Source organism: Actinosynnema sp. NPDC004786, assembly GCF_053601135.1.
Genome location: NZ_JBSGBG010000039.1, coordinates 26,915 through 51,660, shown reverse-complemented (window position 1 = coordinate 51,660; position 24,746 = coordinate 26,915). Strand labels below are relative to the sequence as shown.

Annotated in this window: 23 protein-coding genes; 9 read left to right on the top strand and 14 right to left on the bottom strand. The window is 73.0% G+C overall.

Features of this window, described 5'->3' with window-relative positions:
* Window positions 1-47: 47 nt before the first annotated feature.
* The 9 genes from ACWEFJ_RS29115 to ACWEFJ_RS29075 all read right to left on the bottom strand — a co-directional run bounded on the left by ACWEFJ_RS29115 (window position 48) and on the right by ACWEFJ_RS29075 (window position 11,068).
* On the bottom strand, window positions 48-590 hold the full coding sequence (locus ACWEFJ_RS29115; RefSeq protein ID WP_378088085.1) for an AAA family ATPase: 543 nt from the start codon (window positions 588-590) through the stop codon (window positions 48-50).
* Between the two features lie 219 nt (window positions 591-809).
* Complete coding sequence (locus ACWEFJ_RS29110) at window positions 810-3,194, bottom strand: [protein-PII] uridylyltransferase (RefSeq protein ID WP_378088087.1); 2,385 nt, start codon at window positions 3,192-3,194, stop codon at window positions 810-812.
* A 30-nt stretch (window positions 3,195-3,224) separates the two neighbouring features.
* The gene (locus ACWEFJ_RS29105) at window positions 3,225-3,563 is read right to left on the bottom strand and encodes a P-II family nitrogen regulator (protein WP_378088089.1); all 339 of its coding nucleotides are present in this window, start codon (window positions 3,561-3,563) and stop codon (window positions 3,225-3,227) included.
* Window positions 3,560-4,903 carry an ammonium transporter gene (locus tag ACWEFJ_RS29100; protein WP_378088091.1) on the bottom strand — a complete coding sequence of 448 codons (1,344 nt, stop codon included), beginning with the start codon at window positions 4,901-4,903 and terminating at the stop codon, window positions 3,560-3,562. Before ACWEFJ_RS29100 ends, ACWEFJ_RS29105 begins: the two co-directional genes overlap by 4 nt.
* A gap of 421 nt (window positions 4,904-5,324) precedes the next feature.
* Entirely contained in the window at window positions 5,325-6,323 is a 999-nt protein-coding gene (gene alc / locus ACWEFJ_RS29095; protein ID WP_378088093.1) for an allantoicase, read from the bottom strand.
* A 25-nt stretch (window positions 6,324-6,348) separates the two neighbouring features.
* The gene (gene allB, locus ACWEFJ_RS29090) at window positions 6,349-7,641 is read right to left on the bottom strand and encodes an allantoinase AllB (RefSeq protein WP_449715686.1); all 1,293 of its coding nucleotides are present in this window, start codon (window positions 7,639-7,641) and stop codon (window positions 6,349-6,351) included.
* An 81-nt stretch (window positions 7,642-7,722) separates the two neighbouring features.
* Window positions 7,723-9,438 (bottom strand): glyoxylate carboligase, encoded by a 1,716-nt coding sequence (gene gcl / locus ACWEFJ_RS29085; RefSeq protein ID WP_449715667.1) that lies wholly within the window; start codon window positions 9,436-9,438, stop codon window positions 7,723-7,725.
* The gene (locus tag ACWEFJ_RS29080) at window positions 9,438-10,310 is read right to left on the bottom strand and encodes an NAD(P)-dependent oxidoreductase (RefSeq protein WP_449715666.1); all 873 of its coding nucleotides are present in this window, start codon (window positions 10,308-10,310) and stop codon (window positions 9,438-9,440) included. Before ACWEFJ_RS29080 ends, gcl begins: the two co-directional genes overlap by 1 nt.
* Window positions 10,310-11,068 (bottom strand): hydroxypyruvate isomerase family protein, encoded by a 759-nt coding sequence (locus ACWEFJ_RS29075; RefSeq protein WP_449715665.1) that lies wholly within the window; start codon window positions 11,066-11,068, stop codon window positions 10,310-10,312. The genes ACWEFJ_RS29080 and ACWEFJ_RS29075 overlap by 1 nt, the downstream gene beginning before the upstream one ends.
* A 156-nt stretch (window positions 11,069-11,224) precedes the next feature.
* Between ACWEFJ_RS29075 and uraD the strand changes: the two genes are divergently transcribed.
* Genes uraD through pucL form a run of 3 tightly spaced genes read left to right on the top strand, consistent with a single transcriptional unit; the run spans window position 11,225 to window position 12,897 of the window.
* Window positions 11,225-11,710 (top strand): 2-oxo-4-hydroxy-4-carboxy-5-ureidoimidazoline decarboxylase, encoded by a 486-nt coding sequence (uraD, locus tag ACWEFJ_RS29070; protein WP_449715664.1) that lies wholly within the window; start codon window positions 11,225-11,227, stop codon window positions 11,708-11,710.
* Window positions 11,707-12,015 (top strand): hydroxyisourate hydrolase, encoded by a 309-nt coding sequence (locus ACWEFJ_RS29065; RefSeq protein ID WP_449715663.1) that lies wholly within the window; start codon window positions 11,707-11,709, stop codon window positions 12,013-12,015. Before uraD ends, ACWEFJ_RS29065 begins: the two co-directional genes overlap by 4 nt.
* Before the next feature lie 3 nt (window positions 12,016-12,018).
* The gene (gene pucL / locus ACWEFJ_RS29060) at window positions 12,019-12,897 is read left to right on the top strand and encodes a factor-independent urate hydroxylase (RefSeq protein WP_449715662.1); all 879 of its coding nucleotides are present in this window, start codon (window positions 12,019-12,021) and stop codon (window positions 12,895-12,897) included.
* Window positions 12,898-12,906: 9 nt separating this feature from the next.
* On the opposite strand, the gene ACWEFJ_RS29055 is transcribed toward pucL, so the two are convergent.
* From ACWEFJ_RS29055 to aceB, 3 genes are all read right to left on the bottom strand, one after another.
* Window positions 12,907-13,383, bottom strand: a complete 477-nt coding sequence (locus ACWEFJ_RS29055) for an Imm1 family immunity protein (RefSeq protein WP_378088107.1) — start codon at window positions 13,381-13,383, stop codon at window positions 12,907-12,909.
* Between the two features lie 75 nt (window positions 13,384-13,458).
* Window positions 13,459-14,655 (bottom strand): DUF6986 family protein, encoded by a 1,197-nt coding sequence (locus ACWEFJ_RS29050; RefSeq protein ID WP_449715661.1) that lies wholly within the window; start codon window positions 14,653-14,655, stop codon window positions 13,459-13,461.
* Between the two features lies 1 nt (window position 14,656).
* Window positions 14,657-16,189, bottom strand: a complete 1,533-nt coding sequence (gene aceB, locus ACWEFJ_RS29045; protein WP_449715660.1) for a malate synthase A — start codon at window positions 16,187-16,189, stop codon at window positions 14,657-14,659.
* 85 nt (window positions 16,190-16,274) lie between these two features.
* On the opposite strand from aceB, the gene ACWEFJ_RS29040 reads away from it, so the two are divergent.
* A complete protein-coding gene (locus ACWEFJ_RS29040) occupies window positions 16,275-17,030 on the top strand; it encodes an IclR family transcriptional regulator (RefSeq protein ID WP_378088113.1) in 756 nt (251 codons plus the stop codon).
* 185 nt (window positions 17,031-17,215) lie between these two features.
* Here ACWEFJ_RS29040 and ftsY read toward each other — a convergent pair whose 3' ends face one another.
* Window positions 17,216-18,553, bottom strand: coding sequence for a signal recognition particle-docking protein FtsY (gene ftsY, locus ACWEFJ_RS29035; protein ID WP_378088115.1), 1,338 nt, complete (start codon window positions 18,551-18,553; stop codon window positions 17,216-17,218).
* Between the two features lie 114 nt (window positions 18,554-18,667).
* Between ftsY and ACWEFJ_RS29030 the strand changes: the two genes are divergently transcribed.
* Both ACWEFJ_RS29030 and ACWEFJ_RS29025 read left to right on the top strand, forming a co-directional pair.
* Window positions 18,668-19,822 (top strand): anhydro-N-acetylmuramic acid kinase, encoded by a 1,155-nt coding sequence (locus ACWEFJ_RS29030; protein WP_449715659.1) that lies wholly within the window; start codon window positions 18,668-18,670, stop codon window positions 19,820-19,822.
* Window positions 19,809-21,368, top strand: a complete 1,560-nt coding sequence (locus ACWEFJ_RS29025; RefSeq protein WP_378088119.1) for a sodium:solute symporter — start codon at window positions 19,809-19,811, stop codon at window positions 21,366-21,368. The genes ACWEFJ_RS29030 and ACWEFJ_RS29025 overlap by 14 nt, the downstream gene beginning before the upstream one ends.
* An 8-nt stretch (window positions 21,369-21,376) precedes the next feature.
* Here the strand turns inward: ACWEFJ_RS29025 and ACWEFJ_RS29020 are convergent, their stop codons facing one another.
* Window positions 21,377-22,312, bottom strand: a complete 936-nt coding sequence (locus ACWEFJ_RS29020) for a GNAT family N-acetyltransferase (protein WP_449715658.1) — start codon at window positions 22,310-22,312, stop codon at window positions 21,377-21,379.
* Between the two features lie 165 nt (window positions 22,313-22,477).
* Between ACWEFJ_RS29020 and ACWEFJ_RS29015 the strand changes: the two genes are divergently transcribed.
* Genes ACWEFJ_RS29015 through ACWEFJ_RS29005 form a run of 3 tightly spaced genes read left to right on the top strand, consistent with a single transcriptional unit; the run spans window position 22,478 to window position 24,742 of the window.
* Window positions 22,478-23,647, top strand: coding sequence for a cytochrome P450 (locus ACWEFJ_RS29015; protein WP_449715657.1), 1,170 nt, complete (start codon window positions 22,478-22,480; stop codon window positions 23,645-23,647).
* A gap of 45 nt (window positions 23,648-23,692) precedes the next feature.
* Window positions 23,693-24,028 carry a hypothetical protein gene (locus ACWEFJ_RS29010; protein ID WP_378088125.1) on the top strand — a complete coding sequence of 112 codons (336 nt, stop codon included), beginning with the start codon at window positions 23,693-23,695 and terminating at the stop codon, window positions 24,026-24,028.
* Window positions 24,029-24,043: 15 nt separating this feature from the next.
* Window positions 24,044-24,742, top strand: coding sequence for a lysophospholipid acyltransferase family protein (locus ACWEFJ_RS29005; RefSeq protein ID WP_378088127.1), 699 nt, complete (start codon window positions 24,044-24,046; stop codon window positions 24,740-24,742).
* Window positions 24,743-24,746 lie beyond the last annotated feature (4 nt).

Here is a 24,746-nt window from a genome sequence, read left to right as displayed (position 1 = left end):
GTCGTCGGTGAGTGCCTCGTTGAGTAGCTCGTCCTTAGGGTAGCCGTTCACGCCGGCGTCACGGACAGCCGCAGGTGGTCACGCCGGGTCAGCACGGTCAGGCCCTGCCAGCCGCGCGGCGGCGTGCCGGCCGCGAAGCGGGTGCGCAACCGGGCCGCCCGCCGCACGTGCCGGGAGAACGACCGCGAGCGGATCAGCCTGCCCCGCCGCACCTGGCCGGACAACGCCTCCTCGGGCGTCGCGTCCAGCCACACGAAGTGCCGCGGCCGGTTCGTGAGCGCGCCGACGGCGACCAGGCCCGCCCGCGTGGTCGGGCGCGTGGACGGCTCGTGCACCAGCAGCAGGCCGTCGGCGGTGATCGCGAACCACAGGATCCGGGCGCGGTGCACCAGGTGGACCAGCGGTCGGTAGAGGCGGTACGGGACGGACTCCGGGAACACCGCCCGCAGCCTGGTCCGCACCTGGTCCGAGTCCAGCACGACGGTGGGCGCGCCACCCGTGTCGGCGGAGGCGAGCAGCGTCGACTTCCCCGCTCCCGGCAGTCCGGCCAGCACGACCAGCGAGCGCGGCCTCACGGCGACAGCGGTCATCGCATCCATACTAAAGAGACGTTTCGGGCGTCCAAGCGTTCCGCCGTGATCGGGAGCGGCCCCACCCCTCGACGGGCCGCCCCCGGTCACGTGGTGGCGATGCCCGCCGAGCCCCCCGGTCCGGCGGTCCCCCCGTGCCACGGGGCAAGCCTCTCCCGGCACAGGGGTCCACCGGCAGCGTGAGCCCCCTCGGTCGGTTGTGCGTAGACCTACGCAACTTCAGCGGGCGGCCAGCAGGACGGCCCGCTCGATGCGTCGCCGGAGGTCGGTGGTGAGGCCGGCGGCGCCCTGGCCGCCCGGCACCGTGATGGCGAACGAGTCCACCACCGTGGAGCCCAACGTGGACACCCGCGCCCACACGATGTCCGCGCCGCACCGCTCCAACGCGTCGGCCACGTGGTGCAGCAGGCCGATCCGGTCCGCCGCGCGCAGCTCCAGCACCACCGCGCCGGTGGACTCGTCGTCGAACCACAGCACCTTCGGCGGCGGCGGGTCCTGCGGCGGGCCGCCGTAGTCGCGTTCCTTGGCGGCGAGCTTGTCGGCCAGCGCCAGCGACCCGTCCAGGGCCCTGGTGAGCTGTTCGCGCAGCAGGGTGACGTCCGGCAGCGAGCCGAACCGCGGCGACACCGTGAACACGTCCACCGCGGCCGCGCCGAGCACGGGGTCGTGGTGCGAGCGCAGGGTCGCGGCGTGCACCTCCAGCGAGTTGAGCGCCAGCACGCCGGCGGCCCGCGACAGCAGCCCCGGCCGGTCCGGCGCGACCACCGTCACGGTGGCGGCGTGGTCGATCCGGTCCACCAGCACGTCCGGCCGGCCGGTGGTCAGCGCCGCCCGCGCCAGGTCCTGCCTGCGCTGGTCCAGCGGCTCGGGGGCGGGCAGCGGGTCGCCCGCCATGGCCGTGCGGCAGCGCGCGACCAGGTCCCTGATCAGCGACGCCTTCCAGTCCGACCACACGCCGGGCCCGGTGGCCACGGCGTCGGCCTCGGCCAGCGCGTAGAGCAGTTCCAGCAGCACCGGGTCGCCGCCGAGGGTGTCCACCACCCGGCGCACGGTGGCCTCGTCCTCGACGTCGCGGCGGGTGGCCGTGTGCGGCAGCAGCAGGTGGTGGCGCACCAGCGCGGTGAGCGTGACCACGTCCTGCGGCCACAGGCCGAGCCGTTCGGCGATCTGCGTGGTGAGCGCCGCGCCCACCTCGGAGTGGTCGGCCTGCCTGCCCTTGCCGATGTCGTGCACCAGCGCGCCCAGCAGCAGCAGGTCCGGCCGGGACACCCGGGTGACCAGGCGGGCCGCGTGCGCGGTGGCCTGCACCAGGTGGCGGTCCACGGTCCAGGTGTGGGCGGCGTCGCGGGGCGGCAGGTCCCGCACCGCGCCCCACTCGGGGAACAACCTGCCCCACAACCCGGTGCGGTCCAGCGCCTCGACCACGTCGATCAGGCCCGTGCCGGTGCCCAGCAGCGCGATCAGCTCCTCGCGCGCCTCCTTGGGCCACGGCTGCCGCAGCTCGGGCGCCGAGTCGGCGAGCTTGGCCAACGTGCCGGCGGCGATCGGGTGCTTGCTGCGCGCGGCGGCCGTGGCGACCCGCAGCAGCAAAGCCGGGTCACGGCTGGGCAGCGCGTCCCGCGCCAGCGCCACCTCGGAGCCGTGCAGCACGACGCCCTCGTCCAGCGGGCGCCGCGCGGGGGTGCGCCGCAGCGGGGAGCGGGCGAACACGCCCAGCCCGCGCTTGGGCACGGCGGCACGCGCGGTGCGCATGCCCACGTCCACCGCGTACACGATCGTGCGCGCGGCCGACGAGATCGAGCGGGCCAGCGTGAACCGGTCCGGCAGGCCCAGCGCGGCGGCGACCTCGTCGCCGTCCTGCGCGCGCAGCACGTCCCGCGGCTTGCGCGCCACCCGGCGCAGCTCGGTGCGCACGTCCAGCAGCAGCCTGCGGGCCTCGTCGACCTCGGCGGACGGCCGGTCGGTGAGCTGCGCCGCGCTCAACGCGTCCAGCAGCGTCACGTCCCGCAGCCCGCCGCGGCCGTGCTTGAGGTCCGGTTCCACGCGGTGCGCGATCTCGCCGCTGCGCGCCCAGCGCCGCGACGCCGACTCGGCCATCTCGTCCAGCCGGGTGCGCACCCCCGTGCGCCACGCCTGCCGCGCGCTGTCGGTCAGGCGTTGGCTGATCTCCTGGTCGCCCGCGATGTGGCGGATGTCCAGCAGCCCCAACGCGGTGCGCAGGTCGCCGGCGGCGACGCGCAGCGCCTCGCCCACCGTGCGCACCGAGTGGTCCAGGCCGATGCCGGAGTTCCACAGCGGGTACCAGAGCCTCTCGGCGATCCCGTCCACGCCCTTGTGCCCGTTGTGCACCAGGAGCAGGTCGAGGTCGGAATAGGGCACCAGCTCCCGCCTGCCCAGACCCCCCACGGCGACCAGGGCGACCCCACCGCCCGGCCCGCCGACGCCCGCCTGCGAGGCGTGCGCGGTGAGCCAGAACTCGTGCAGGTCCACCAGCGCCTCGCGCAGCGACTCCCCCGTCAGACGGCGCCGACCTGGCGCGAGCAGCCGATCGCGTGCTCGCACCAGGTCGTCAGCCGTGACGACGGCCGTCTCGGCGTTGTCCATCCGGCCGTCTCCCGTTCCTACGCCGGACCCCTACAGGGCATCCGAGCCGCGCTCCCCGGTGCGGACCCGGATGACCGTGTCGACCGGGGTCACCCAGACCTTCCCGTCGCCGATCTTCCCGGTGCGCGCGGCCTCCACGACGGCGTCGAGGACCTTCTCCACGGCGGCGTCGTCCACCAGGACCTCGATGCGCAGCTTGGGCACGAAGTCCACGGCGTACTCGGCGCCGCGGTAGACCTCGGTGTGGCCCTTCTGCCTGCCGTACCCCTGGACCTCGCTGACGGTCATGCCCAGTACGCCGAGCTGCTCCAGCGACGCCTTCACGTCGTCCAGCGTGAAGGGCTTGATGATCGCGGTGACCAACTTCATGACTTGTTGCTCCCCTCAAGGACAGCAGTGGCGCCGGCGGCGACACTGGGCTTGCTGCCGCCGCGGGTGCCGATGCCGCTGCCGAACTCGTAGGCCGTCTCGGCGTGCTCGGCCTCGTCGATGCCGGTGACCTCGGCCTCCTCGTCGGCGCGGAAGCCGATGGTGAGCTTGACCAGGTAGCCGAGCACGAGGCTGAGCACGAACGAGTAGACGAGCACGGCGAGCGCGCCGACGACCTGCCGCCAGAGCTGGTCCACGCCGCCACCGTAGAAGAGGCCGTCGACGCCCGCCGGGGCGGAGGAGCTGGCGAAGAAGCCGATCAGGATCGTGCCGGAGAGGCCGCCGACCAGGTGGACGCCGACCACGTCGAGCGAGTCGTCGAAGCCGAAGCGGTACTTCAGGCTGACCGCCAGGGCGCACAGGGCGCCGGTGATCGCGCCGATCGCGATGGCGCCGACCGGGGTGACCGAGGAGCAGGCCGGGGTGATGGCGACCAGGCCCGCGACGATGCCGGACGCGGCGCCGAGGGTGGTGGCGTTGCCGTCGCGGACGCGTTCCACGAGCAGCCAGCCGAGCATCGCGGCGGAGGTGGCGACGAGGGTGTTGACGAAGGCGACGCCCGCGGTGCCGTTGGCGGCGACGGCGGAGCCCGCGTTGAAGCCGAACCAGCCGAACCACAGCAGGCCGGCGCCCAGCACGACGAGCGGCAGGCTGTGCGGCTTCATCCGCTCCTTCGGCCAACCGACGCGCTTGCCGAGGATCAGCGCCAGGGCGAGGCCCGCCGCGCCGGCGTTGATGTGCACCGCCGTGCCGCCCGCGAAGTCGATGGCGAGGAGCTTGTTGGCGATCCAGCCGCCCGGGTCGACGACGTTGCCGTCGGCGTCCTTGCCGTCGAAGTCGAACACCCAGTGCGCGACCGGGAAGTACACCAGCAGCGCCCACAGGCCGGCGAACAGCAGCCACGGCCCGAAGCGGGCGCGGTCGGCGATCGCGCCGGAGATCAGCGCCACCGTGATGATGGCGAACATCGCCTGGAAGGCGACGAAGACGGTGGTCGGGATGGTCCCGAACGCCGACTCCTTGTCGAGCAGGCCGTCCAGGCCGAAGAACTCGAACGGCTTGCCGAGCAGACCGGCGCCGACGTCGGTGCCGAACGCCGTGGAATAGCCGACCAACACCCAGAGCACACCGACCACGGCGATTGCGCCCAGGCTCATCATCATCATGTTGAGCACACTCTTGGACCGGACCATGCCCCCGTAGAAGAAGGCAAGTCCCGGCGTCATCAACAGCACCAGTGCGGCACTGGTGAGCACCCAGGCGGTGTCCCCTGTATCCACGTCGACCTCCACTGCACGTCGGTTGCAGGGAGCATCGGTATGTCCTGTTTCACGCGGCCGCGCCTCAGGTTTCGCGCAGGTGAACTGTCCCGACCCTGGTGTTACGGACGCGTTTCGCGGGCTTGAAGCGGGTGGTTCGACCCGCGATCGGACCGGCTCGCGGCCCCGGCCCCGGTGACGGACCGTGGGAGCACGTCTCGCCTGTCCGGTGGTTCGTGTGATCTCGCGGAGGATCACGGCGACGCTCGGTCACCGCTGACGTGCCGGTGTCCGCGGCGCGACGCGGTCGAGCCTGCCAGACCGGCCGGGGCCGCCCGCACCGGGTGGTGGGACGGCCCCGGCCGCCCTTCGGCGGAACCCCGCGGGCGCGCTGCGGTTCGCGTCGAGGTCGGACGACGCCGGGGCAAGGCTCCTCGGGCGGTTACGACGACTCGCGGTAGCGCCGGGTGATCGCGTCCAGGCCGTCGGGCGTCAGGCGGCCGAACAGCCGCAGGCGGGCCATCCCGCCGTCCGGGTAGATGTCGAGCCGCGCGTGGGTCGCCTCGGCCGCGTCCTCCACGCGGAAGCGGTGCCGGGTGTCGGGTTGCAGCCGGGTGCGGGGCAGCACGTCGAACTCCGCGCCGGTGCGCGCGTCCCGCCCCCGGATCGACGCCCAGCCGGGCGCGTTGCCCTTGAAGTGGCTCGTGTCCAGCTCCGCGAGCCGGATCACGCCCGGCGCGGCCAGCTCGACCTCCACCCAGTCGTTGCCGCCGTCACGGCGGCGCGCGGTCTCCCAGCCCTCGCCCATCACGGCCGCCTGACCGGGCGCGATGAGGTTGTTGGGGTGGCCGAAGAACATGTCGCTGCACCCGGTGACCGACGCGCCGTTCTCCAGCGCGGCCAGGTCGAGCGCGTCCGGCACGACCAGGTCCGGGTCGACCACCGGCGCGCCGAACACGCGCAGCCTGGCCACGCCGCCGTCCGGGTAGATGGTCAGCCGCACGTGCGTGTACCGGCGGCGCGAGGACACGTCGAAGTAGTGCTTGCGGTCCCCGCCGAGCGGCGACTTGGGCACGATCGGCTCCCAGTCGGTCAGCTCCTCGGGCGCGGGGTAGCCGGCGGCGGAGGTGGCCTCGACCGACGCGAACGGCGGGTAGTTGCCCTTGAAGAACGCGGTGTCCACGACGACGCCCTCGATCACGCCCGGCAGGCCGAGGCGGACGATCGCCCGGTCCTCGCCCTCGTCGCGCCGCCGCCGCGTCTCCCACCCGTCGTAGACCTGGCCCTTGTGGCCGAACGTGAACGTCCGGTACCGCGGCTCCGACGGCAGGATCAGGTTCTCGCGCTCGGCGAACAGCTCGTCGTTGGCCCACACCACGCTGCCGCCGACCGGGCGGCACGCCAGGTCGGGCAGTCGGGTCCAGCCGGGGACCTCCGCCATGCGTCTCCTCTCGTCCGTCCCCGGCTCAGCCGGGGCCGCCCAGCAACCGCCCGCGCGGTCGGTCGTCGATCGGCCGCCCGCGCAGCCACGTCTGCCGCACCACGCCCGCCAGCGGCCGGCCGTGGTAGGGCGTGACGGGGTTGCGGTGGCGCAGCGCCGCGCGGTCCACCACGAACGCGTCGTCCGGGGCGAACACGCAGAAGTCGGCGTCCGCGCCGGGCGCGATGCGGCCCTTCGCGGTCAGGCCGACGAGGTCGGCCGGCGCGGTGGCCATCCAGCGGACCACGTCGGTCAGGTCGTGACCGCGCTGCCGGGCCTGGGTCCACACGGCGGGCAGGCCGAGCTGCAGGCTCGCGATGCCGCCCCACGCGGTGGCGAAGTCGCCGCGCTTCAGCTCCGGGGTGCACGGCGAGTGGTCGCTGACGACCAGGTCCACGAGCCCGTCGCGCAGCGCGCGCCAGAGCTGCTCGCGGTTGGCCGCGTCGCGGATCGGCGGGCAGCACTTGAACTCGGTCGCGGTGTCGCCGATCTCCTCCGCGACGAAGGTGAGGTAGTGCGGGCAGGTCTCGGCGGTGAGCCGCAGCCCGAGTTCCTTGGCGGTCCGCACCTGCCGCACGGCCTCGCCGCTGGACAGGTGCAGCACGTGCAGCCTGGCCCCGGTCTCGTTGGCCAGGTCGACCACCGTGGTGATGGCGTGGACCTCGGCGCGGTGCGGGCGGGAGTCGAGGAAGCCGCGGTAGCCGGGGCCGGGCTCGGTGACCTCGTGCGGGTCCTCCGCGTGCACGATCGTGAGGGCGTCGCGCGGGCCGAGCCGGGCCAGCGCGGCTCGCAGCTCGGCCTCGGTGACGTGCGGGAACTCGTCCACGCCGGAGTGGATCAGGAAGCACTTGAAGCCGAACACGCCCGCGTCGTGCAGCTCCACCAGGTCGTCCAGGTTGGTCGGCACGATGCCGCCCCAGAACCCGACGTCCACGTGCGCCCGGCCGCGGGCCGCCTCCCGCTTGGCCTCCAGGGCGGCGACGGTGGTCGTCGGCGGGAGGCTGTTGAGCGGCATGTCGATGATCGTGGTGACGCCGCCGGCGGCCGCCGCCGCGGTCGCGGTCTCGAAGCCCTCCCACTCGCCGCGGCCGGGGTCGTTCACGTGGACGTGCGTGTCGACCAGGCCGGGCAGGAGCACCTCGTCGTCGGCGAGCGCCACGACGTGCCGGCCGTCCAGGCGGTCGGCCACCGCGACGATCCGGCCGTCCTCGACGCCCACGTCGGCACGGCGTTCACCCTCGGGGGTGACGACTCGGGCAGCGCGCAGCACCACGTCCATGGTCGTCACTCAACCAGGCGATCGGCGGCGATGCGAGCGGCCGGACGTCGGGGGATCGGCCCGCGCCGCCGGTGGGGGCGGTCACGGCGCCTCCTCGTACTCGCGGACCGCCGCGATCGACGTGCCGTCGGGGGTGTCGGCCTCGCGGTCGATCATGATCTCGACCAGCACGGGCCTGCTGGTGCGTCGGGCCTCCTCACGCGCCCACGCCAGGCCCTCCCGGATCCGGCCCGGCTCGGTGACCCTGGTGCCGGAGCAGCCGTACGCCTCCATGATCTTGACGTGGTCCGAGCCCACGTCGTCGTAGTGGAGGTCCACCTGGTACGCCATGCCGTAGCCGCCGTGGTCCTCGGCCATCCGGATCAGGCCCAGGCCCTCGTTGTTCAGCATGATCAGCACGAACGGCACGTCGTACTGGGCGCCGACGGCCAGCTCCTCCACCAGGAACTGGAACGAGTAGTCGCCGACGATGCCCACCACCTCGGCGGACGGGTCGGTGCGTTCGAGGGCCTTCTTCACGCCGATCGCGGCGGGGATCTCCCAGCCGAGCGGCCCGGCCTGGCCGCACACCTGGTAGCGGCGGGGCTTGTGCGCCTTCTGGTGCTGCCCCGACCAGATCTGGTACAGGCCGATCGCGGTGACGAAGTAGGTGTCCGGGCCGTAGAACTCGTTGACCTCCTTGAACACCCGCGGCGCCTTGACCGGCACGGTGTCGAAGTCCTCGCGGCGCGGCAGGTTCGCCTTCAGCTCCCGCGTGCGCGCGGTCCAGTCGTTGTCCGGGCGCGGGCCGGTGCGGGCGCGGGCCGACGCCAGCAGCGCGGTCAGGAACGCCTTCACGTCCGACACCACGCCGAGGTCGGGGCCGAAGACCTTGCCGATCTGGGTCGGCTCGACGTCGACGTGGATGAACTTCCGGTCGCCCCGGTAGGTCGGCAGGTCGCCGGTGTGCCGGTCGCCGAACCGCGCGCCCAGCGCGAGGACCAGGTCGCTCTCCAGGAACGACGCGTTGCCGTAGCGCTGGGACGTCTGGATGCCCGTCATGCCCGCGTACAGCGGGTGGTCCTCGTCGAACGCGCCCTTGCCCATCAGCGTGGCCTGGACCGGCACGTTGAGGTGCTGGGCCACGGCGAGCAGCTCCTCGTGCGCCTCGCCGAGGATCACGCCGCCGCCCGCGAGCAGCAGCGGCCGTTCGGCGGCCAGGAGCAGGTCCAGCGCCCGCTCGACGCGCGCCGGGTGCGGTTGCGGCCTGGTGACCGGCAGCGGCGCGTCGATGGTGTGGTCCCACTCGATCTCCTGCCGCTGCACGTCGACCGGCAGGTCGATCAGCACCGGTCCGGGCCTGCCCGACCGGGCGACCCGGAACGCCTCGCGGAAGATCCACGGCGCCTGCGCGGCCTCCTTGACCTGCACCGCCCACTTGGTGACGGGCGTGGCGACGGCCACGATGTCGACCGCCTGGAACGCCTCCTGGTGCAGCTTGGTCGTCGCCGCCTGCCCGGTGACGCACAGGATCGGCACGGAGTCGGCCCGCGCGGTGTAGAGGCCGGTGATCATGTTGGTGCCCGCGGGGCCGGACGTGCCGATGGCCACGCCGACGTTGCCGGTCGTGCGCGACCAGCCGTCGGCCATGTGCGTGGCGCCCTCCTCGTGCCGCACGATCAGGTGCTCGATCGTGCCGTCCTGCTCCATCGCCTGGTAGAGCGGCAGGATCGCCGCGCCCGGGCAGCCGAAGACCGTGTCGACGCCCTCGCTCTTGAGCACTTCCACGACCGCCCGCATGACGGGGACCTTGGCCATCACGCCCTCCCGGACAGGTTCTCGACGACGGTCAGCAGGGCAGAGTGGTCGAGCGCGCCGTACCCGCGGGCACGACCGGCGGCGACGAGCTGGGCGACCAGCCCGGTCACCGGCAGCGCGACGTCGGCGCGCCGGGCCGCGGCCAGCGCGATGCCCATGTCCTTGTGGTGCAGGTCGATGCGGAAGCCCGGCCGGAACTCGCGCGCGACCATCGAGTGCCGCTTGAGGTCCAGGACCCGGTTGGCGGCCAGCCCGCCCGCCAGGACGTCCAGCCCGGTCCCGGCGTCCACGCCGGACGCCTCCAGCAGCACGATCGCCTCGGACACCAGGGCGTAGATGCCGCCGACCACGAGCTGGTTCGCGGCCTTCACGACCTGGCCCGCGCCGTGCGGGCCGACGTGGACGACGGTCGTGCCCAGGGTGTCGAGGACCGGTCGGGCGGCGGCGAAGTCCGCCTCCGCGCCGCCGACCATGATCGACAGGGTGCCCTGCTCCGCGCCGGTCTGACCGCCCGACACCGGCGCGTCGAGCACGCGCACGCCCCGCTCCGCGCCCGCCTCGGCGATCGCCGCGGACGTCTCCGGGCGGATGGTGCTCATGTCGATCAGGAGCGTGCCCTCGGCGACCACGTCGAGCACCGTGCCGAGCACGACCTCCTCCACCTGCGGGTGGTCCGGCAGCACGGTGATGACGACTTCCGCGCCTTCGACCGCGTCGCGCACGCTCGCGGCCGCCGTGCCGCCGGCCGCGGCGAGCCTGCCGAGGGCGTCCCGGTCGAGGTCGAAGCCGGTGACCCGGTGGCCGGCGGCGACCAGGTTCGCGGCCATGGGCGTGCCCATGACGCCCAGGCCGATGAATCCGATGGTGCCCATCAGCGCCCCTTCCCGGGGATCCAGTCGAAGCCGCCGGTCGACGCCCGGTACTCCAGGCCGACGTGGCCGCGGTAGCCGTTGGCTTCGAGCTTCGCGAGGTAGCCGAGGACGTCGAGGTCCCCCGTGCCCGGCGCGCCGCGGCCGGGCGCGTCGGCCACCTGCACGTGGCCGATGCGGTCGACGTGGTCGGAGACGACGGCGTCGAGGTCGTCGCCGTTGACGGCCAAGTGGTAGAGGTCGGCCAGCAGCGCCACGTTGTCGCGCCCCACCCGGCCGACGACCTCCAGCACGTCGGCGGCCGTGCGCAGCGGGTAGTCCGGCGCGCCGGAGAGCGGCTCGACCAGGACGACCGCGTCCACCTCGGCCGCCACGTCGGCCGCGAACGCGAGGTTGGCCAGCGCCGCGTCCGTGGTGGGGAAGTTGCCGTGCAGCGCGTTGAGGGCGCGGCAGCCCAGCCGCCGCGCGATGCCGGCCGCGATCTCCACGCCGGCGCGGAACTCCGACTGCCTGCCGGGCCACGCCACCAGGCCGCGGTCGCCGGCGGACAGGTCGCCCGCGAAGAAGTTGAGGGACACCAGGCGCACCCCGGCGTCGGTGACGGCCGCCTCGAACGCCTCGACCTCGCGGGACGGGGGCACGGCCTCGGCGAACGGCCACCAGAACTCGACCGCGTCGAACCCGGCGGCGCGCGCCGCGGCGGGCCGTGCCAGCACCGGGAGGTCGGTGAAGAGGATCGACAGGTTGACGTCGTACCGCATGGGGAACTTCCTTCCACAATGCGGAAGCTATCTTCCGTATAACGAGAGACTAGGCAAGGCTCGACGGCGGCGCAAGACTGTTGACACGCTCGGAGGGCACTCGTACGGTCCCTCTTTGCGGAACCCGGATTCCGCGATCCAGAAAAGGGAACCTCAGTGCCCGACCTCGAAGGGTTCAACTCCGCGCCCGCGGCCGACCTCCGCCCCGTGCTCGCGGACTGCCTCGCGGTGCCGCGCTGGGTCGACGCGGTGCTGGCCGGCCGCCCCTACGCCGACGTGGACGCGCTGCTGGCGGCCTCCGACCGGTTCGCCGACCTGAGCGACGACGAGGTGCGCGCCGCCGTCGCGGGCCACCCGCGCATCGGGGAGAAGGCCGCGGGCGACGGCGTCCCGGCGAAGTGGTCCGCCGACGAGCAGTCGGGCGTCGCCGAGTCCCTCGCCGACCGGCTGGCGGCCGCCAACGCCGCCTACGAGGACCGGTTCGGGCACATCTACCTGGTGTGCGCGACGGGGCTGGACGGCGAGCAGGTGCTGGCCGACCTCTCCGCCCGGATGGCCAACCCGCCGGACGTCGAGCTGCGCGTGGTGAACCGGGAACTGGCGAAGATCGCGGCCCTGAGGCTGAGGAAGGTGCTGGCATGACACCCCCGGCGTCGACGTCGCTGTCCACCCACGTGCTCGACGCCGAGGCAGGCCGGCCGCGCGTCGGCGTGCCCGTCCGGTTGGAGCGCGACGGCTCGGTGCTCGCCGAGGGCGTCACCGACGACGACGGCCGGCTGCGGTTCGCCGAAGGGGTGGCCCCCGGCGTGCACCGGCTGGTGTTCCAGGTCGACACGCCGTTCTACCCGGAGATCACGATCGCGTTCCGGGTCACCGGCGAGCAGGGGCACCTGCACGTGCCGGTCCTGCTGAGCCCGTTCGCCTTCACGACCTACCGAGGGAGCTGACCGATGGCCATCGTCCTGGGGCCGAACCAGTACGGGAAGGCGGAGGTCCGCCTCGTCACGGTGACCCGCGACGGCCCCGTGCACACGATCAGGGACCTCACGGTCGGCACCTCCCTGCGCGGCGACCTCGCCGACACCCACCTGACCGGCGACAACTCGAAGGTGCTGGCCACCGACACCCAGAAGAACACCGTCTACGCCTTCGCCAAGCAGGCCCCGGTCGGCGAGGTCGAGGACTTCGCGCTGCGGTTGGGCCGGCACTTCGTCGCCACCCAGGAGGCGATCACCGGCGCCCGCGTCCTCATCGACGAGCACGCGTGGGAGCGGATCGAGGGCAACGGTCACTCGTTCGTGCGGGGCAGCGACGAGAAGCGCACGACCGCCGTGACGGTCGACGGCGACCGGGCGTGGGTCGTGTCGGGGGTGCGGGACCTGGTCGTGCTCAAGTCGGCGGGATCGGAGTTCCACGGCTTCCCGCGCGACGAGTACACGACGTTGGCCGAGACCGACGACCGGATCCTGGCGACGTCCGTGACGGCCCGGTGGCGCTACCAGGGCGACGGCGTCGGCTGGGCGGAGAGCTTCACCGCGATCCGGGGGCTGCTGCTGACCGCGTTCGCGGACACGCACAGCCTGTCGTTGCAGCAGACGCTCTACGCGATGGGCGAGGCGGTGCTGCGGGAGCGGCCCGAGGTGGCCGAGGTGCGGCTGTCGATGCCCAACAAGCACCACTTCGCGGTCGACCTGTCGCCGTTCGGGCTGGAGAACGACAACGAGGTGTTCTTCGCCGCCGACCGGCCGTACGGGCTCATCGAGGGCTCCGTGCTCCGCGACGACGCCGAGGACCCCGGTTCGGCCTGGTACGCGCTGCCGGCGTTCTGAGCGGGCCGGTCACTTCCGGTCGCTGGTGACCCCCTTGCGCAACGCCATCCGCTGCAACCGCCAGGCGTGGAACAGGTCGGCCTCCTCGTACCAGTCCACGAGCGTCGGCCGCCGCGCGGTGACCATGAACTCCAGCAGCAGCTCGCGGTACGTCGTGAGCGGCACGCCCACGCCCGGCGGGAAGTCGGTGTAGTCCTCGTCCACGTAGGGCGCGTCCGGGTCGCCCTTCGGCCAGCCGGTGAACCGGTCGTCCACGTAGTTGAGGTAGCCCCACCGGCCCCGCACGGCGAGCACCAGGTTGTGGTCGCTCTCCCCCTCGGCGTCGGGCGCGCGGGCGAAGTGCTCCAGCATCCCGTCGTTGCACTCGGGCCGCGCCAGGGCGGCGATGAGCACGTCCACGTCCGCCGCGCACGCCACCACCTGGTAGCGGAACTCCGCCCGCTCCAGGTCCGGCAGCCCGGTCCACAAGCCGGCCCTCATGGTCATGCACACACCCTGACCGGTGTCGCACGGTCCGGCCTTTCGCCGGTTCGAGAATCACCTCATCCAGCGATGCCGTGATCACTCTCTTCTGGCTAGCGCCCGGAGATCGGTCACGCTGAGTCCCGTGGCGCGGCGCAGTTCGTCCTCGTCCAGGGCACCGCAGTCCAGGGCGCGGAGGAACGACGACGACAGCGCCTGCGCCGTCGCGGGCTCGTCCAGCACCGCGCCACCCGCCTTCGCCACGTACGCCCGCAGCCGCGCCGCGTCCGCCGCCACGCCTTCGAGGTGGAACGCGTGCACGGCCGCGTACCTCGTCACGAGCTGCGCCGGGTGCAGGTCCCAGCCCTGGTAGAAGCCGTGCGCCAACGACCGGCGCACCAACCGGTAGTGCGTGCGCCAGCCCTCGTGCACGGCGTCGCCCACGGGCAGCACGTTGGTCGAGCCGTCCGACAGCTCGACGCCGGTGCCCGCCGCCGACACCTGCATGACGTTGCGGGCGAAGTCGCACGCGCCGTGCGCCAGGTGCTGGTGCGCCGCGCCGAGGCCGCAGCCCGCCGTGTAGTCGTAGGTGCCGAAGTGCAGGCCGCTGACCCGGCCGCGGCCCGCCTCGATGAACCTCGGCAGCGCCAGCCTGCCCTCCGGGTCCACGACCGACCGCGTGGTCTCGACCTGGATCTCGAACCGCAGCGGCAGCCCGAACAGGTCGAGCACGTCGCCGAGCACCTCCACCTGGGCGACCGAGGTGACCTTCGGGAAGGTGATCACGAAGCCGTCCGGCGCGTCGCCCAGCGCGGTGAGGAAGACGTCGAGCGTCCGGATGCCGCGCTCGCGCGAGGCCCGGGTGTCGAACGACTTCATCCGCAACCCGAATCGCAGCGGCGCCACGCCGTCGCGCAGCCAGTCCCGCACCACGAGCGCGGTGCGTTCGGCGTCCGCGTCCTCTTCCGCGTCGGACCGGACGCCGTAGCCGTCCTCGAAGTCGATGCGCAGGTCCTCGACCGGCTCGGCGGCCAGCTTCGCCCGCACGCGCCCGTCCACCGCGCCGGCGACGTCCGGCGCGAGGTCGAGCACCCCGGCCAGGCCGTCCGGGGCGTGCGCGTCCAGCGCCGCAAGCGCTTGCGCACCCCAGTCACCGAGCGTCGCCGGGGTCACCCGGTCGGCGGGCACGTAGCAGGTGTGCACCGGCTGGCGGCCCGCCGGCGCGTGCGACGGGCCGTCGGACAGCCGCGCGGTGACCGCCCGCACCGCCTCGGCCGGCAGCGACGTGCGCGGCACGTCAGTCGATCCGCTCGTAGGCGGGCAGGGTCAGGAAGTCCACGAACTCGTCCGACAGCGCCACCTGCTCGAACAGCTCCACGGCCAGGTCGAGGTGCTCGCCGTCGAGCTGCTGCTTCGTCCGGGCCAGCACGTCGCGCACCAGGTCGGCGGTGACCGGCGTGCCGTCGTCGAGCACGACGTCGTTGTGCACCCACTGCCAGAGCTGCGAGCGGGAGATCTCGGCGGTGGCGGCGTCCTCCATGAGGTTGTGGATCGCCGCCGCGCCGTTGCCGCCCAGCCACGACAGCAGGTAGCGCACGCCGACGTCCACGGCGGACTCCAGCCCCGCCCGGGTCGCGGCGCCGCCGGCGGACGCGAAGTCCAGCAGCTGCTCGGCGGTGACGGACACCTCGGGCCGCAGCTCGTCGAGCTGGTTGGGCCTGCCGTCCAGCTTCGCGTCGAAGATGTCCGCGCACTCCGCCACCAGGTCCGGGTGCGCCACCCACGAGCCGTCGAAGCCGTCGCCCGCCTCGCGGCGCTTGTCGTCGCGCACCTTGGCCAGCGCGTCGCGCGTGACCTCCGGGTCGCGCCGGTTCGGGATGAACGCCGCCATGCCGCCCATGGCGAACGCGCCCCGCTTGTGGCACGTCCGCACCAGCAGCTCGGTGTAGGCGCGCATGAACGGCACGGTCATGGTGATGCTGTTGCGGTCGGGCAGCACGAAGTCCGGCCCGGCGTCGCGGAAGTACTTGATGACGCTGAACAGGTAGTCCCAGCGGCCCGCGTTCAGGCCCGACGCGTGGTCGCGCAGCTCGTAGAGGATCTCCTCCATCTCGAACGCGGCGGGGATCGTCTCGATCAGCACGGTCGCCCGGATGGTGCCGTGCGGCACGCCGAGCCGTTGCTGCGCGGCGGTGAAGACGTCGTTCCAGAGCCGGGCTTCGAGGTGGCTCTCCATCTTCGGCAGGTAGTAGTACGGCCGGCCCAGCTCGGCGTTGTGGAAGAAGTGCAGGCCGAAGTCGACCAGCGCGCCGACCGCAGGCCGGCCGTCGATCTCCAGGTGCCGCTCGGGCAGGTGCCAGCCGCGCGGCCGGACCACGATCGCCGGCCGCGGCACGTCGTCCCGCAGCACGTAGCGCTTGCCCTCCGGGGAGGTGTGCTCGATCGTGCCGCGGGCGGCGTCGTACAGGTTGACCTGGCCGGAGACGACGTTGTGCCAGTGCGGCGTGTTGGCGTCCTCCAGGTCGGCCAGCCACACCTTCGCGCCGGAGTTCAGCGCGTTGATCGTCATCTTCCGCTCGGTCGGCCCGGTGATCTCCACCCGCCGGTCGCGCAGCGGCTCGGGGGCCTCGGCGACCCGCCAGTCGCCGTCGCGGACCGCCTGCGTCTCGGGCAGGAAACCCAGCGGGCGACGCCGCGCGCGGCGGGCGAGCAGCTCGTCCCGGGTGGCGGCGAAGTCGCGGTGCAACCCGGCGACGAACTCCAGCGCGTCCGGCGTGAGGATCTCGCCCCCGCGCTCCACCTCGCCCCCGAGGACGCGAACACCGGACATGGGAGCCCACCTCGATTCCGAGTCGGTTTCTACTTCGCGGACTATAGTTTTCGCCACGCGGAACGGCAACGAAGGAGTGGTGTCGGTGGCGGCGGAGTCCACGGGCGGCGTGCAGTCGCTCCAGCGTGCCTTCGACCTGCTCGAACGCCTCGCCGACGCCGGTGGCGAGGCCGGTCTGTCCGAGCTGGCCGCCGCCTCGGGCCTGCCGCTGCCGACGATCCACCGGCTGATCCGCACCCTGGTCGCGCTGGGGTACGTGCGGCAGAACAGCAACCGCCGGTACGCGCTCGGGTCGCGGCTGATCCGGCTCGGCGAGACCGCGTCGCGGCAGTTCGGCACGTGGGCGCGGCCGTTCCTGGCGGAGCTGGTCGACCGGGTGGGGGAGACCGCGAACCTGGCCGTGCTCGACGGCGACGAGGTGGTGTACGTGGCGCAGGTGCCGTCACGGCACTCGATGCGGATGTTCACCGAGGTCGGCCGCCGGCTGCTGCCGCACGGCACGGGCGTGGGCAAGGCGATCCTGTCCCAGCTGCCGCGCGACCAGGTGCGGGCGTTGCTGGCGCGCACGGGCCTGCCCGCGTACACGCCGAACACGATCACCGACGCGGACGTGCTGCTGGCGTCGTTGGACCGGATCGCCGCCCGGGGCTACGCGTTGGACGAGAGCGAGCAGGAACTGGGCGTGCGGTGCGTCGCGGTGCCGTTGCGCGCCGGCCCGGCGTTGGCCGCCGTGTCGGTCTCCGGTCCCGACAGCCGGCTGACCAAGGAGTCCGTGGCGCGCATCGTGCCCGCCGTGCTGGCCGTGGCCGAACGCCTCTCCGCCCACACCGCCCACACCTGACCCGCGTGTCGAACCCTCAGGACCCGTGAGTCGAACACTCGGGACCCCCGAGTTCACCGCTCGGGCGGCCCGGCTCCCGCCGAACGGGGTGGGACCTGAACGGTGAACTCGGGGGTCCTGGAGGTTCGACTCACGGGTCCTGGAGGTTCGACTCACGGGGCCTGGAGGTTCGACACGCGCGGGGGTCAGGAGAGGAGGGCGTCCACGAAGGCGGTCGGTTCGAACGGGGCCAGGTGGTCGGCCCCCTCGCCCAGGCCCACGAGCTTCACCGGGACGCCCAGCTCGCGCTGGACCTGGAACACGATGCCGCCCTTGGCGGTGCCGTCCAGCTTGGTCAGCACGATGCCGGTCACGTCGACCACCTCGGCGAACACCCGCGCCTGGGTCAGGCCGTTCTGCCCGGTGGTGGCGTCGAGCACGAGCAGCACCTCGTCCACCTCGGCCTGCTTCTCCACCACCCGCTTGACCTTGCCCAGCTCGTCCATCAGGCCGGTCTTGGTGTGCAGCCGGCCCGCGGTGTCGACCAGCACGGTGTCCACACCGTCCTGGACGCCCCGCTTCACCGCCTCGAACGCCACCGACGCCGGGTCCGCGCCCTCCGCGCCGCGCACGGTGGCCGCGCCGACGCGCGACCCCCACGTCTCCAGCTGGTCGGCCGCCGCCGCGCGGAACGTGTCCGCCGCGCCCAGCAGCACGGTCCGGCCGTCGGCCACCAGCACGCGCGCCAGCTTGCCGGTCGTGGTCGTCTTGCCGACGCCGTTCACGCCGACCACCAGCACCACGGCCGGCTTCACGCCACCCGCGCCGTCGGCGTGCGGCAACGCGTTCACCGCCCGGCTCATCTCCGGGTGCAGCGCGTCGACCAGCACCTCGCGCAGCAACGCGCGGACGTCGTCGGACGTGCGCACGCCGCGCGCCACGATCTGCTCCCGCAACGCCGTCACGACCTGGTCGGTGATCGCCGCGCCGAGGTCCGCCATCAGCAGCGTGTCCTCGATGTCGGTCCACGAGTCCTCGTCCAGGTCGCCCGCGCCGAGCAGCCCCAGCAGGCTCTGCCCGAACGTCGAGCGCGACCGCGACAGCCGCCCGCGCAACCGCTCCAGCCGGCCGGCGGTCGGCTCGATCTCCTCGACCTCGGACGCTTCCTCGGGCAGCTCGACCTCGACGAACCCGCGCTTGACCGAGTCGCGGGGCACCGCCGCGTCGTCGCCGACCCCCGGCTGCCCGTCGACCTCGGTGCGGTCGGCGACGGGGTGCTGGACGGGCTCGACCACCTCGGCGGCCGGGGACGCGCCCGACGGCTCGACGGGCTCGGCCGGTCTGGTCGGTTCGGTCACCGGCGGCGCGGGCTGGTTGAACGTGATGGCGCCACCGGCTTGGTAGCCGCCCTTGGCGGGCTGGTCCCGCTCGGGCTCGGTGAGGCTGATCCGCCGGCGTCGCGCCAGCACGACGCCCGTCACGAGGGCGACCGCGAGCAGTGCCGCGACGACGACGATGATCCAGATCAGGGACGTGGTGGACACGGCGCCATCCTCGCACGCCACCGTATGTTGACGATCGACGAAGCAGGTTAGGTTCCGGCAACTTTCCCACAAAGACCCTTGCGCGAGCGTTCAGTGTGGAATAGACCACAGGGCGTGAGGGTGATCGGGCTCATTTCGGGCACCTCGATGGACGCCATCGACGTGGCCGTGGCCGACCTGTCCCTGGACGGCCCGACCGTCCGGCTGACCCCCGTGGCGCACGCCGAGCACCCGTTCCCGGAGGAGCTGCGCAGGCCGCCCACCAGCGCCGCGGACGTGTGCGTGCTCGACACCCGCCTGGGCCAGGCGTTCGCCGAGGTGGCCGCCCGGTACCAGGGCGAGCTGGTGTCGTCGCTGGGCCAGACCGTCCACCACTGGGTCGAGGACGGCCGCTGCCTGGGCACGCTCCAACTGGGACAGCCGGCGTGGATAGCCGAAGCCACCGGCCTGCCGGTCGTGTCCGACCTGCGCGTCCGCGACATCGCCGCGGGCGGGCACGGCGCGCCGCTGGCGAGCACCCTGGACGCCCTCTGGCTCGCCGGGTTCGGCGGACCCGCCACCGCGCTGAACATCGGCGGCATCGCGAACGTGACCAAGGTTTCGCCCGAAGGTGTGATCGCCTACGACACCGGACCGGGCAACGCGCTCATGGACGCCGCGATGACCGCGCTCTCCGGCGGTCTGCGCCACCAGGACACCGACGGCGAGTTCGCCCGCCGCGGCCGGGTCCGCGACGACCTGCTCGACCGCCTGCTGGCCGACCCGTACTACGCCCGGCCCGCGCCCAAGTCCACCGGCAAGGAGCACTTCAACCGCGCCTACCTCGACCGCGTCACCGACGGGCTCACCATGCCCGCCGAGGACCTGCTGGCCACGCTCACCGAGCTGACCGCCCGGACCGTCGCCGCCGAGTGCGAGGGCGCCGTCATCGGCTCGGGCGGCGGCATGCGCAACCCCGCGCTGGTCGAGGCCCTGGGCCGGCGCGTCGACCTGCGCACGAGCGACGAACTCGGACTGCCCGCCGCGGGCAAGGAGGCGTACCTCGCCGCCCTGCTGGGCTTCCTCACCTGGCACGGCCTGCCCGCGAACGTGCCGTCCGCCACCGGCGCCGCCGGCCCGCGCCCGCTGGGGTCGATCACCCCCGGCCGCCACCCGCTGCGCCTGCCCGAGCCCGCGGTCACCGCCGTGACCGGACTGACCGTCGTCCAACCCGGGCGGTGGTCGGGCCTAGGAAGCCAGGGAGATGGAGGAGACCGTGCGCGCACTTGATGTCGGCATCATCGTGCTGTTCCTGGTGGGCATGCCGCTGCTCGGCGTGTGGATCGGCGGGCGCCAGCGCTCCGCGACCGACTACTTCGTCAGCGAGCGCCGCATCTCGTGGTGGGTCGTGTGCGTGTCGGTGGTGTCCGCCGAGACGTCCACGCTGACCGTGCTCAGCGTGCCGACGGTCGCCTACCTGGGCACGATGACGTTCCTGTCGCTGGCCATTGGCTACCTCCTCGGCCGGATCGTGGTGTCGTTCGTGCTGCTGCCCAAGTACGTGGCGGGCGAGCTGATCACCGCGTACGGGTTCCTCGGCAAGCGGTTCGGCCGCAACATCCAGAGCACCGCGTCGGTGACGTTCCTGGTCACCCGGCTGCTGGCGGACGGGCTGCGGCTGTTCGCCACCGCCATCCCGGTCAAGGTGGTGCTCGCGGCGTACGGCGTGAACGCGTCCTACTGGGCGATCGTGGCGGTGCTCGGCGTGGCGATGGTCGTCTACAGCTTCCTCGGCGGCGTGCGGGCCGTGGTGTGGGTCGACGCGATCCAGATGCTCTGGTACGTCGTCGGCGCGTTCGCGGTGATCCTCGTGCTGAACGGCAAGCTGCCCGACGGCTGGTTCGGCAGCGCCGCCGACGCGGGCAAGTTCCAGGTCTTCGACTTCGGCGCCAGCGCGTTCACCTCGCCGTACGCCATCGCGACGGCGTTCATCGGCGGCGCGGTGCTCTCCATGGCCTCGCACGGCGCGGACCAGCTCATCGTGCAGCGGCTGATGGCGACCAAGGACGTGCGCGCGGCGCAGAAGGCGCTGATCGCCAGCGGTGTGGTGGTGTTCCTCCAGTTCGCGCTGTTCCTCTTCATCGGCGTGATGCTGTGGGCCTTCTACCGGGCGGCCAACCCGGTCAAGGACCTCGGGCTCAACAACAACGACGAGCTGTTCGCCAACTTCATCGTCAACGACATGCCGTCCGGGCTGTCCGGGTTCGTGATCGCGGGCATCCTGGCCGCCGCGCTGTCGTCGTCGCTGGGCGCGCTGGCCTCCTCCACCGTGACCGACGTGGTGCAGCGCGTGGTGCGCCGGCCGATGAGCGAGGCCGAGGTGTTCCGGCAGGGCCGGATCTGGACGGTGGTGTGGGCCGGCCTGCTGATCGTGTGCGCCGGGCTGTTCGCCTCGCTGACCCGTCGCGGCAACCCGATCGTCGAGCAGGGCCTGTCGATCGCCGGGTTCACCTACGGCGCGCTGCTGGGCGCGTTCCTGCTCGGCCTGGTGTTCCGCAAGGCGCGGGAACTCGACGCGATCGTGGCGTTCGCGGTGACGGTGGTCGTCATGGCGTTCGTGATCCTGGGCGTGAAGTTCGTCGGCCCGGACGCCCGGCTGGCGATCGACTTCTCGGCGGCGGCGCCCGCCCAGAAGATCGTCTCGCTGGCGTACCCCTGGTACACGGTGATGGGTGTGCTGCTGACGTTGGTCGTGGGCGGGCTGATGTCGTTGCGGCACCAGGGCCACCAGCCGCCGGACGCCCGGGACGACGTGGTGTCCGCCAAGGCGGCGTAGGACGGGGTTCAGGCGGCGGGTCTGGCGCGGTAGGCCACGAGTTCGAGGTGGAGGCGGAAGCCGAGCCGGTCGAAGAGCCGTTGGGACGACCGGTTGCCGGCCAGTATCGCGGCGGCGACCTGGGGTCGGGCCCCGGATTTCTCGGCCAGCTTCCAGACCAGCTCGGTGACCAGCGCCGCGCCGACCCCCTGCCCCCGCACGTCCGGCTCCACGGCCACGAAGTCCAGGTAGAACTCGCCCGGCTCGGCCTTGCCCGAGGCGTACCCGAGGACGCGGTCGCCGTCCATGGCGACCACCACGGTGTGCTCCCGGCTGCCGTCCACCAGCCGCCGGCCGGGCAGGTGGGTCCGGGGGAAGCACCGGTCGTGCAGCACGGCCACGGCCTCGTGCACGGCCGGGTCGGTCGGCAGCACCCGCATCTCGCGGGCCGGGCCGGTGCGCGGGCAGCTCGCCTCGCGCAGCAGCAGGCCGCGCAGGCCGTCGCCGTCGAGGACGTGGATGCCGCACGGTCGGGCGGCGGCGAACCGGTGCCGCTCGGCGAAGGCGGCCAGCCGCCGGTGCCCGGTGTGGCCGAGCAGCTCGCGGTCGGAGGTGCCGTCGAGCAGCGGCTCGGCGGCGGCGTAGAGGGCGTCGGCGGTCTGGTCCCAGATCCGGCTGCCCGCCGGGTGGTTGACCGGCACGTCGACGAACGGTCCGTGCAGGTAGGCGCGACGGGCGTCGGTGTCGACCTCGACGCTGAGCGCGCCGCGGACCCCGCCCGAGTCGTCGGTGGCGACCACGGTGCACGAGGCCCAGTCGGGCTCGAACTCGGCCAGCTCCGCGGAGATGTCACCGAGCGTCTCGCCGAGGTAGCCGATGTGGTGCGCGTCGTCGGCCTGCAACCGCAGCACCAACGCGAGCACGGCGTCCAGGTCGTCCTGGGCGGCGGGACGGATGTCGTACATGTCTGGAATGGTCACCCGCCGCGACGGGGAACGCGAGGGAGTTTTCCACTCCCCGTCCACGCCTCGGACTCCCTGGTCCGGCGCGTCTGCTCCGGGCGAACGCGGCGGCCGAAGCGCACCGGATGGCGCTCGCACCGCGCCGCCCCGGACTCCTAGCGTCGGGGTATGACCGACGACGTCCTCGACATCCCCTTCGCCGACGCCTTCGCCTTCGACCCCTCGCCCACGTGGGCCCGGCTGCGGGAGGAGGAGCCGGTGGCCCGGGTCCGCACCCTGGCCGGCGCGGAGGTGTGGTTGGTCACCCGCTACGACGACGTGAAGCTGGTGCTGGCCGACCCGCGGTTCTCCCGCGCCGGCGTGGTGGCGGCGGGCGCGCCCAGGGTCGGCGTCTCGCGGCCGTTGCCCGGCACCCTGCCGACCACCGACCCGCCCGAGCACACGCGGCTGCGCGGGCTCGTGTCCGGCGCGTTCTCGCACCGGCGGATCTCGGCCACCCGGCCGTGGGTGCGGGAGCTGTGCGAACGGCTGGCCGACGACGTGGTGGACGGCGCGGACCTGCGGCAGGTGTACGCGCTGCCGCTGCCGATCCAGGTGATCTGCACGCTGCTCGGCGTGCCCTACGCGGACCGCGAGCGGTTCCGCGGGTGGGTGGAGCTCGCGTACAGCCTGGAGATGTCGGAGCAGCCGCAGGTCGAGGCGGCGATGGACGCCCTGCTGGGGTACATGGGCGAGCTGGTCGCGGCGAAGCGGCGGGCACCGCGGTCCGACGACCTGCTGGACGAGCTGTGCGCGACGTCGCTGACGCACGACGAGCTGGTCGCGTTCGCGCTGAACCTGCTGGTCGCGGGGCACGAGACGTCGGCCAACCAGATCACCAGCTTCGTCGCCACGCTGCTGCGGGAGCGGTCGCGGTGGGACCTGCTGGCGCGGGACCCGTCGCTCGTGCCGAACGCGGTGGAGGAGCTGATGCGGTTCACCCGGCTCAGCGAGGTCGGGCAGTTGCGGGTGGCGCTGGAGGACGTGGAGGTCGGCGGCGTGGTCGTCCGCGCCGGCGAGGGCGTGATGGCGGCCATCGGCTCGGCCAACCGCGACCCCCGCGCGTTCGACTCGCCGGACGTGTTGGACCTCACGCGCTCGCCGAACCCGCACCTCGCGCTGGGCATCGGCCCGCACTTCTGCCTCGGCGCGCAGCTGGCGCGGATCGAGCTCCAGGAGGCGCTGTCGGTGCTGTTGCGGCGTTTCCCGGGCCTGCGGGCGGCCCGGCCGGTGGAGGAACTGGCGTGGCGGAGGGTCCTCGTCAGCGGTCTCGCCGAGTTGCCGGTAAGCCTCGGATGACCGACATCTATTGCCGGAGGTTTCGCGTTGGGGAACCCTGGGAGGGTGAGCGAGGAAACGATCCAACTCGAACTCAACGACAGCGGGGTGGCGGTAGACCTGCCGATGCCTGTCAACCAGCGGGACCAGGTGCAGGAGGTCCCCTATCGGCCGGTCGAGTTCCGTGACGACGACCTGCCCAACGCGTTGGAGCGCGCAGCCACCTGGCTGCGCCAGACGCAGGAGTGGCTCGGTGAAGCGGTCGACGTGATCGCGGTCCACCTGGACTACGACGACACCAAGGGTTCGCCGTATTACGCCCTGAAGCTGCTGTGCAATGAGGAGGACCTGGCGGGCGTCCCGCGAGTGGTGCGCGAGCACGATCGCACTACTGGCGAGTAACGTACGCTGGGTTCCATGCCAGATCGCGTGTACCCGCCGGTGATCGCCGCGGCCAAGTTGATGTTCCGCCTGCTCGACCTGCGGATCACCGTGGAGGGCGCGGAGCACGTGCCGACCACCGGCGGGGCCGTGCTGGCCTCGAACCACGTCTCCTACCTCGATTTCATCTTCGCCGGCTACGGCGCGCACCCGGCGCGCCGGTTGGTCCGGTTCATGGCCAAGCACGAGGTGTTCCGGCACCCCGTGTCGGGCCCGCTCATGCGCGGGATGCACCACATCCCGGTGGACCGGGCCGCCGGCCAGGCGTCCTACCAGCAGGCGTTGGCCGCGCTGCGCGCCGGCGAGATCGTCGGGATCTTCCCGGAGGCCACGATCAGCCGGTCGTTCACGGTCAAGGACGTGAAGAGCGGCGCGGTGCGGATGGCGGCCGAAGCCGGCGTGCCGCTGCTGCCGACGGCCGTGTGGGGCACCCAGCGGCTGTGGACCAAGGGGCGGCCGAAGTCGCTGACGCAGCGGCACGTGCCGGTCACGATCATCGTCGGCGAGCCCGTGGAGCCCACCACGGACGCCGCGCTGCGCGAGCGGATGCAGGAGCTGCTGGACGACGCCCAGGCCCGTTACCCGGAGTCGGGCGAGGGCCGGTGGTGGCAGCCTGCCCACCTCGGCGGCACCGCGCCCACGCCCGAAGAGGCCAAGGCGCTCGACGAGCGCTGACGTC

Coding starts and splice junctions, on each gene's coding strand:
- ACWEFJ_RS29115 (WP_378088085.1), bottom strand. CDS start 590: ATGACCGCTGTCGCCGTGAGGCCGCGCTCGCTGGTCGTGCTGGCCGGA.
- ACWEFJ_RS29110 (WP_378088087.1), bottom strand. CDS start 3,194: ATGGACAACGCCGAGACGGCCGTCGTCACGGCTGACGACCTGGTGCGA.
- ACWEFJ_RS29020 (WP_449715658.1), bottom strand. CDS start 22,312: ATGTACGACATCCGTCCCGCCGCCCAGGACGACCTGGACGCCGTGCTC.
- ACWEFJ_RS29065 (WP_449715663.1), top strand. CDS start 11,707: ATGACACCCCCGGCGTCGACGTCGCTGTCCACCCACGTGCTCGACGCC.
- ACWEFJ_RS29015 (WP_449715657.1), top strand. CDS start 22,478: ATGACCGACGACGTCCTCGACATCCCCTTCGCCGACGCCTTCGCCTTC.
- ACWEFJ_RS29075 (WP_449715665.1), bottom strand. CDS start 11,068: ATGCGGTACGACGTCAACCTGTCGATCCTCTTCACCGACCTCCCGGTG.
- alc (WP_378088093.1), bottom strand. CDS start 6,323: ATGGCGGAGGTCCCCGGCTGGACCCGACTGCCCGACCTGGCGTGCCGC.
- ACWEFJ_RS29005 (WP_378088127.1), top strand. CDS start 24,044: ATGCCAGATCGCGTGTACCCGCCGGTGATCGCCGCGGCCAAGTTGATG.
- ACWEFJ_RS29080 (WP_449715666.1), bottom strand. CDS start 10,310: ATGGGCACCATCGGATTCATCGGCCTGGGCGTCATGGGCACGCCCATG.
- ACWEFJ_RS29055 (WP_378088107.1), bottom strand. CDS start 13,383: ATGACCATGAGGGCCGGCTTGTGGACCGGGCTGCCGGACCTGGAGCGG.
- pucL (WP_449715662.1), top strand. CDS start 12,019: ATGGCCATCGTCCTGGGGCCGAACCAGTACGGGAAGGCGGAGGTCCGC.
- allB (WP_449715686.1), bottom strand. CDS start 7,641: ATGGACGTGGTGCTGCGCGCTGCCCGAGTCGTCACCCCCGAGGGTGAA.
- ACWEFJ_RS29105 (WP_378088089.1), bottom strand. CDS start 3,563: ATGAAGTTGGTCACCGCGATCATCAAGCCCTTCACGCTGGACGACGTG.
- aceB (WP_449715660.1), bottom strand. CDS start 16,189: ATGTCCGGTGTTCGCGTCCTCGGGGGCGAGGTGGAGCGCGGGGGCGAG.
- gcl (WP_449715667.1), bottom strand. CDS start 9,438: ATGGCCAAGGTCCCCGTCATGCGGGCGGTCGTGGAAGTGCTCAAGAGC.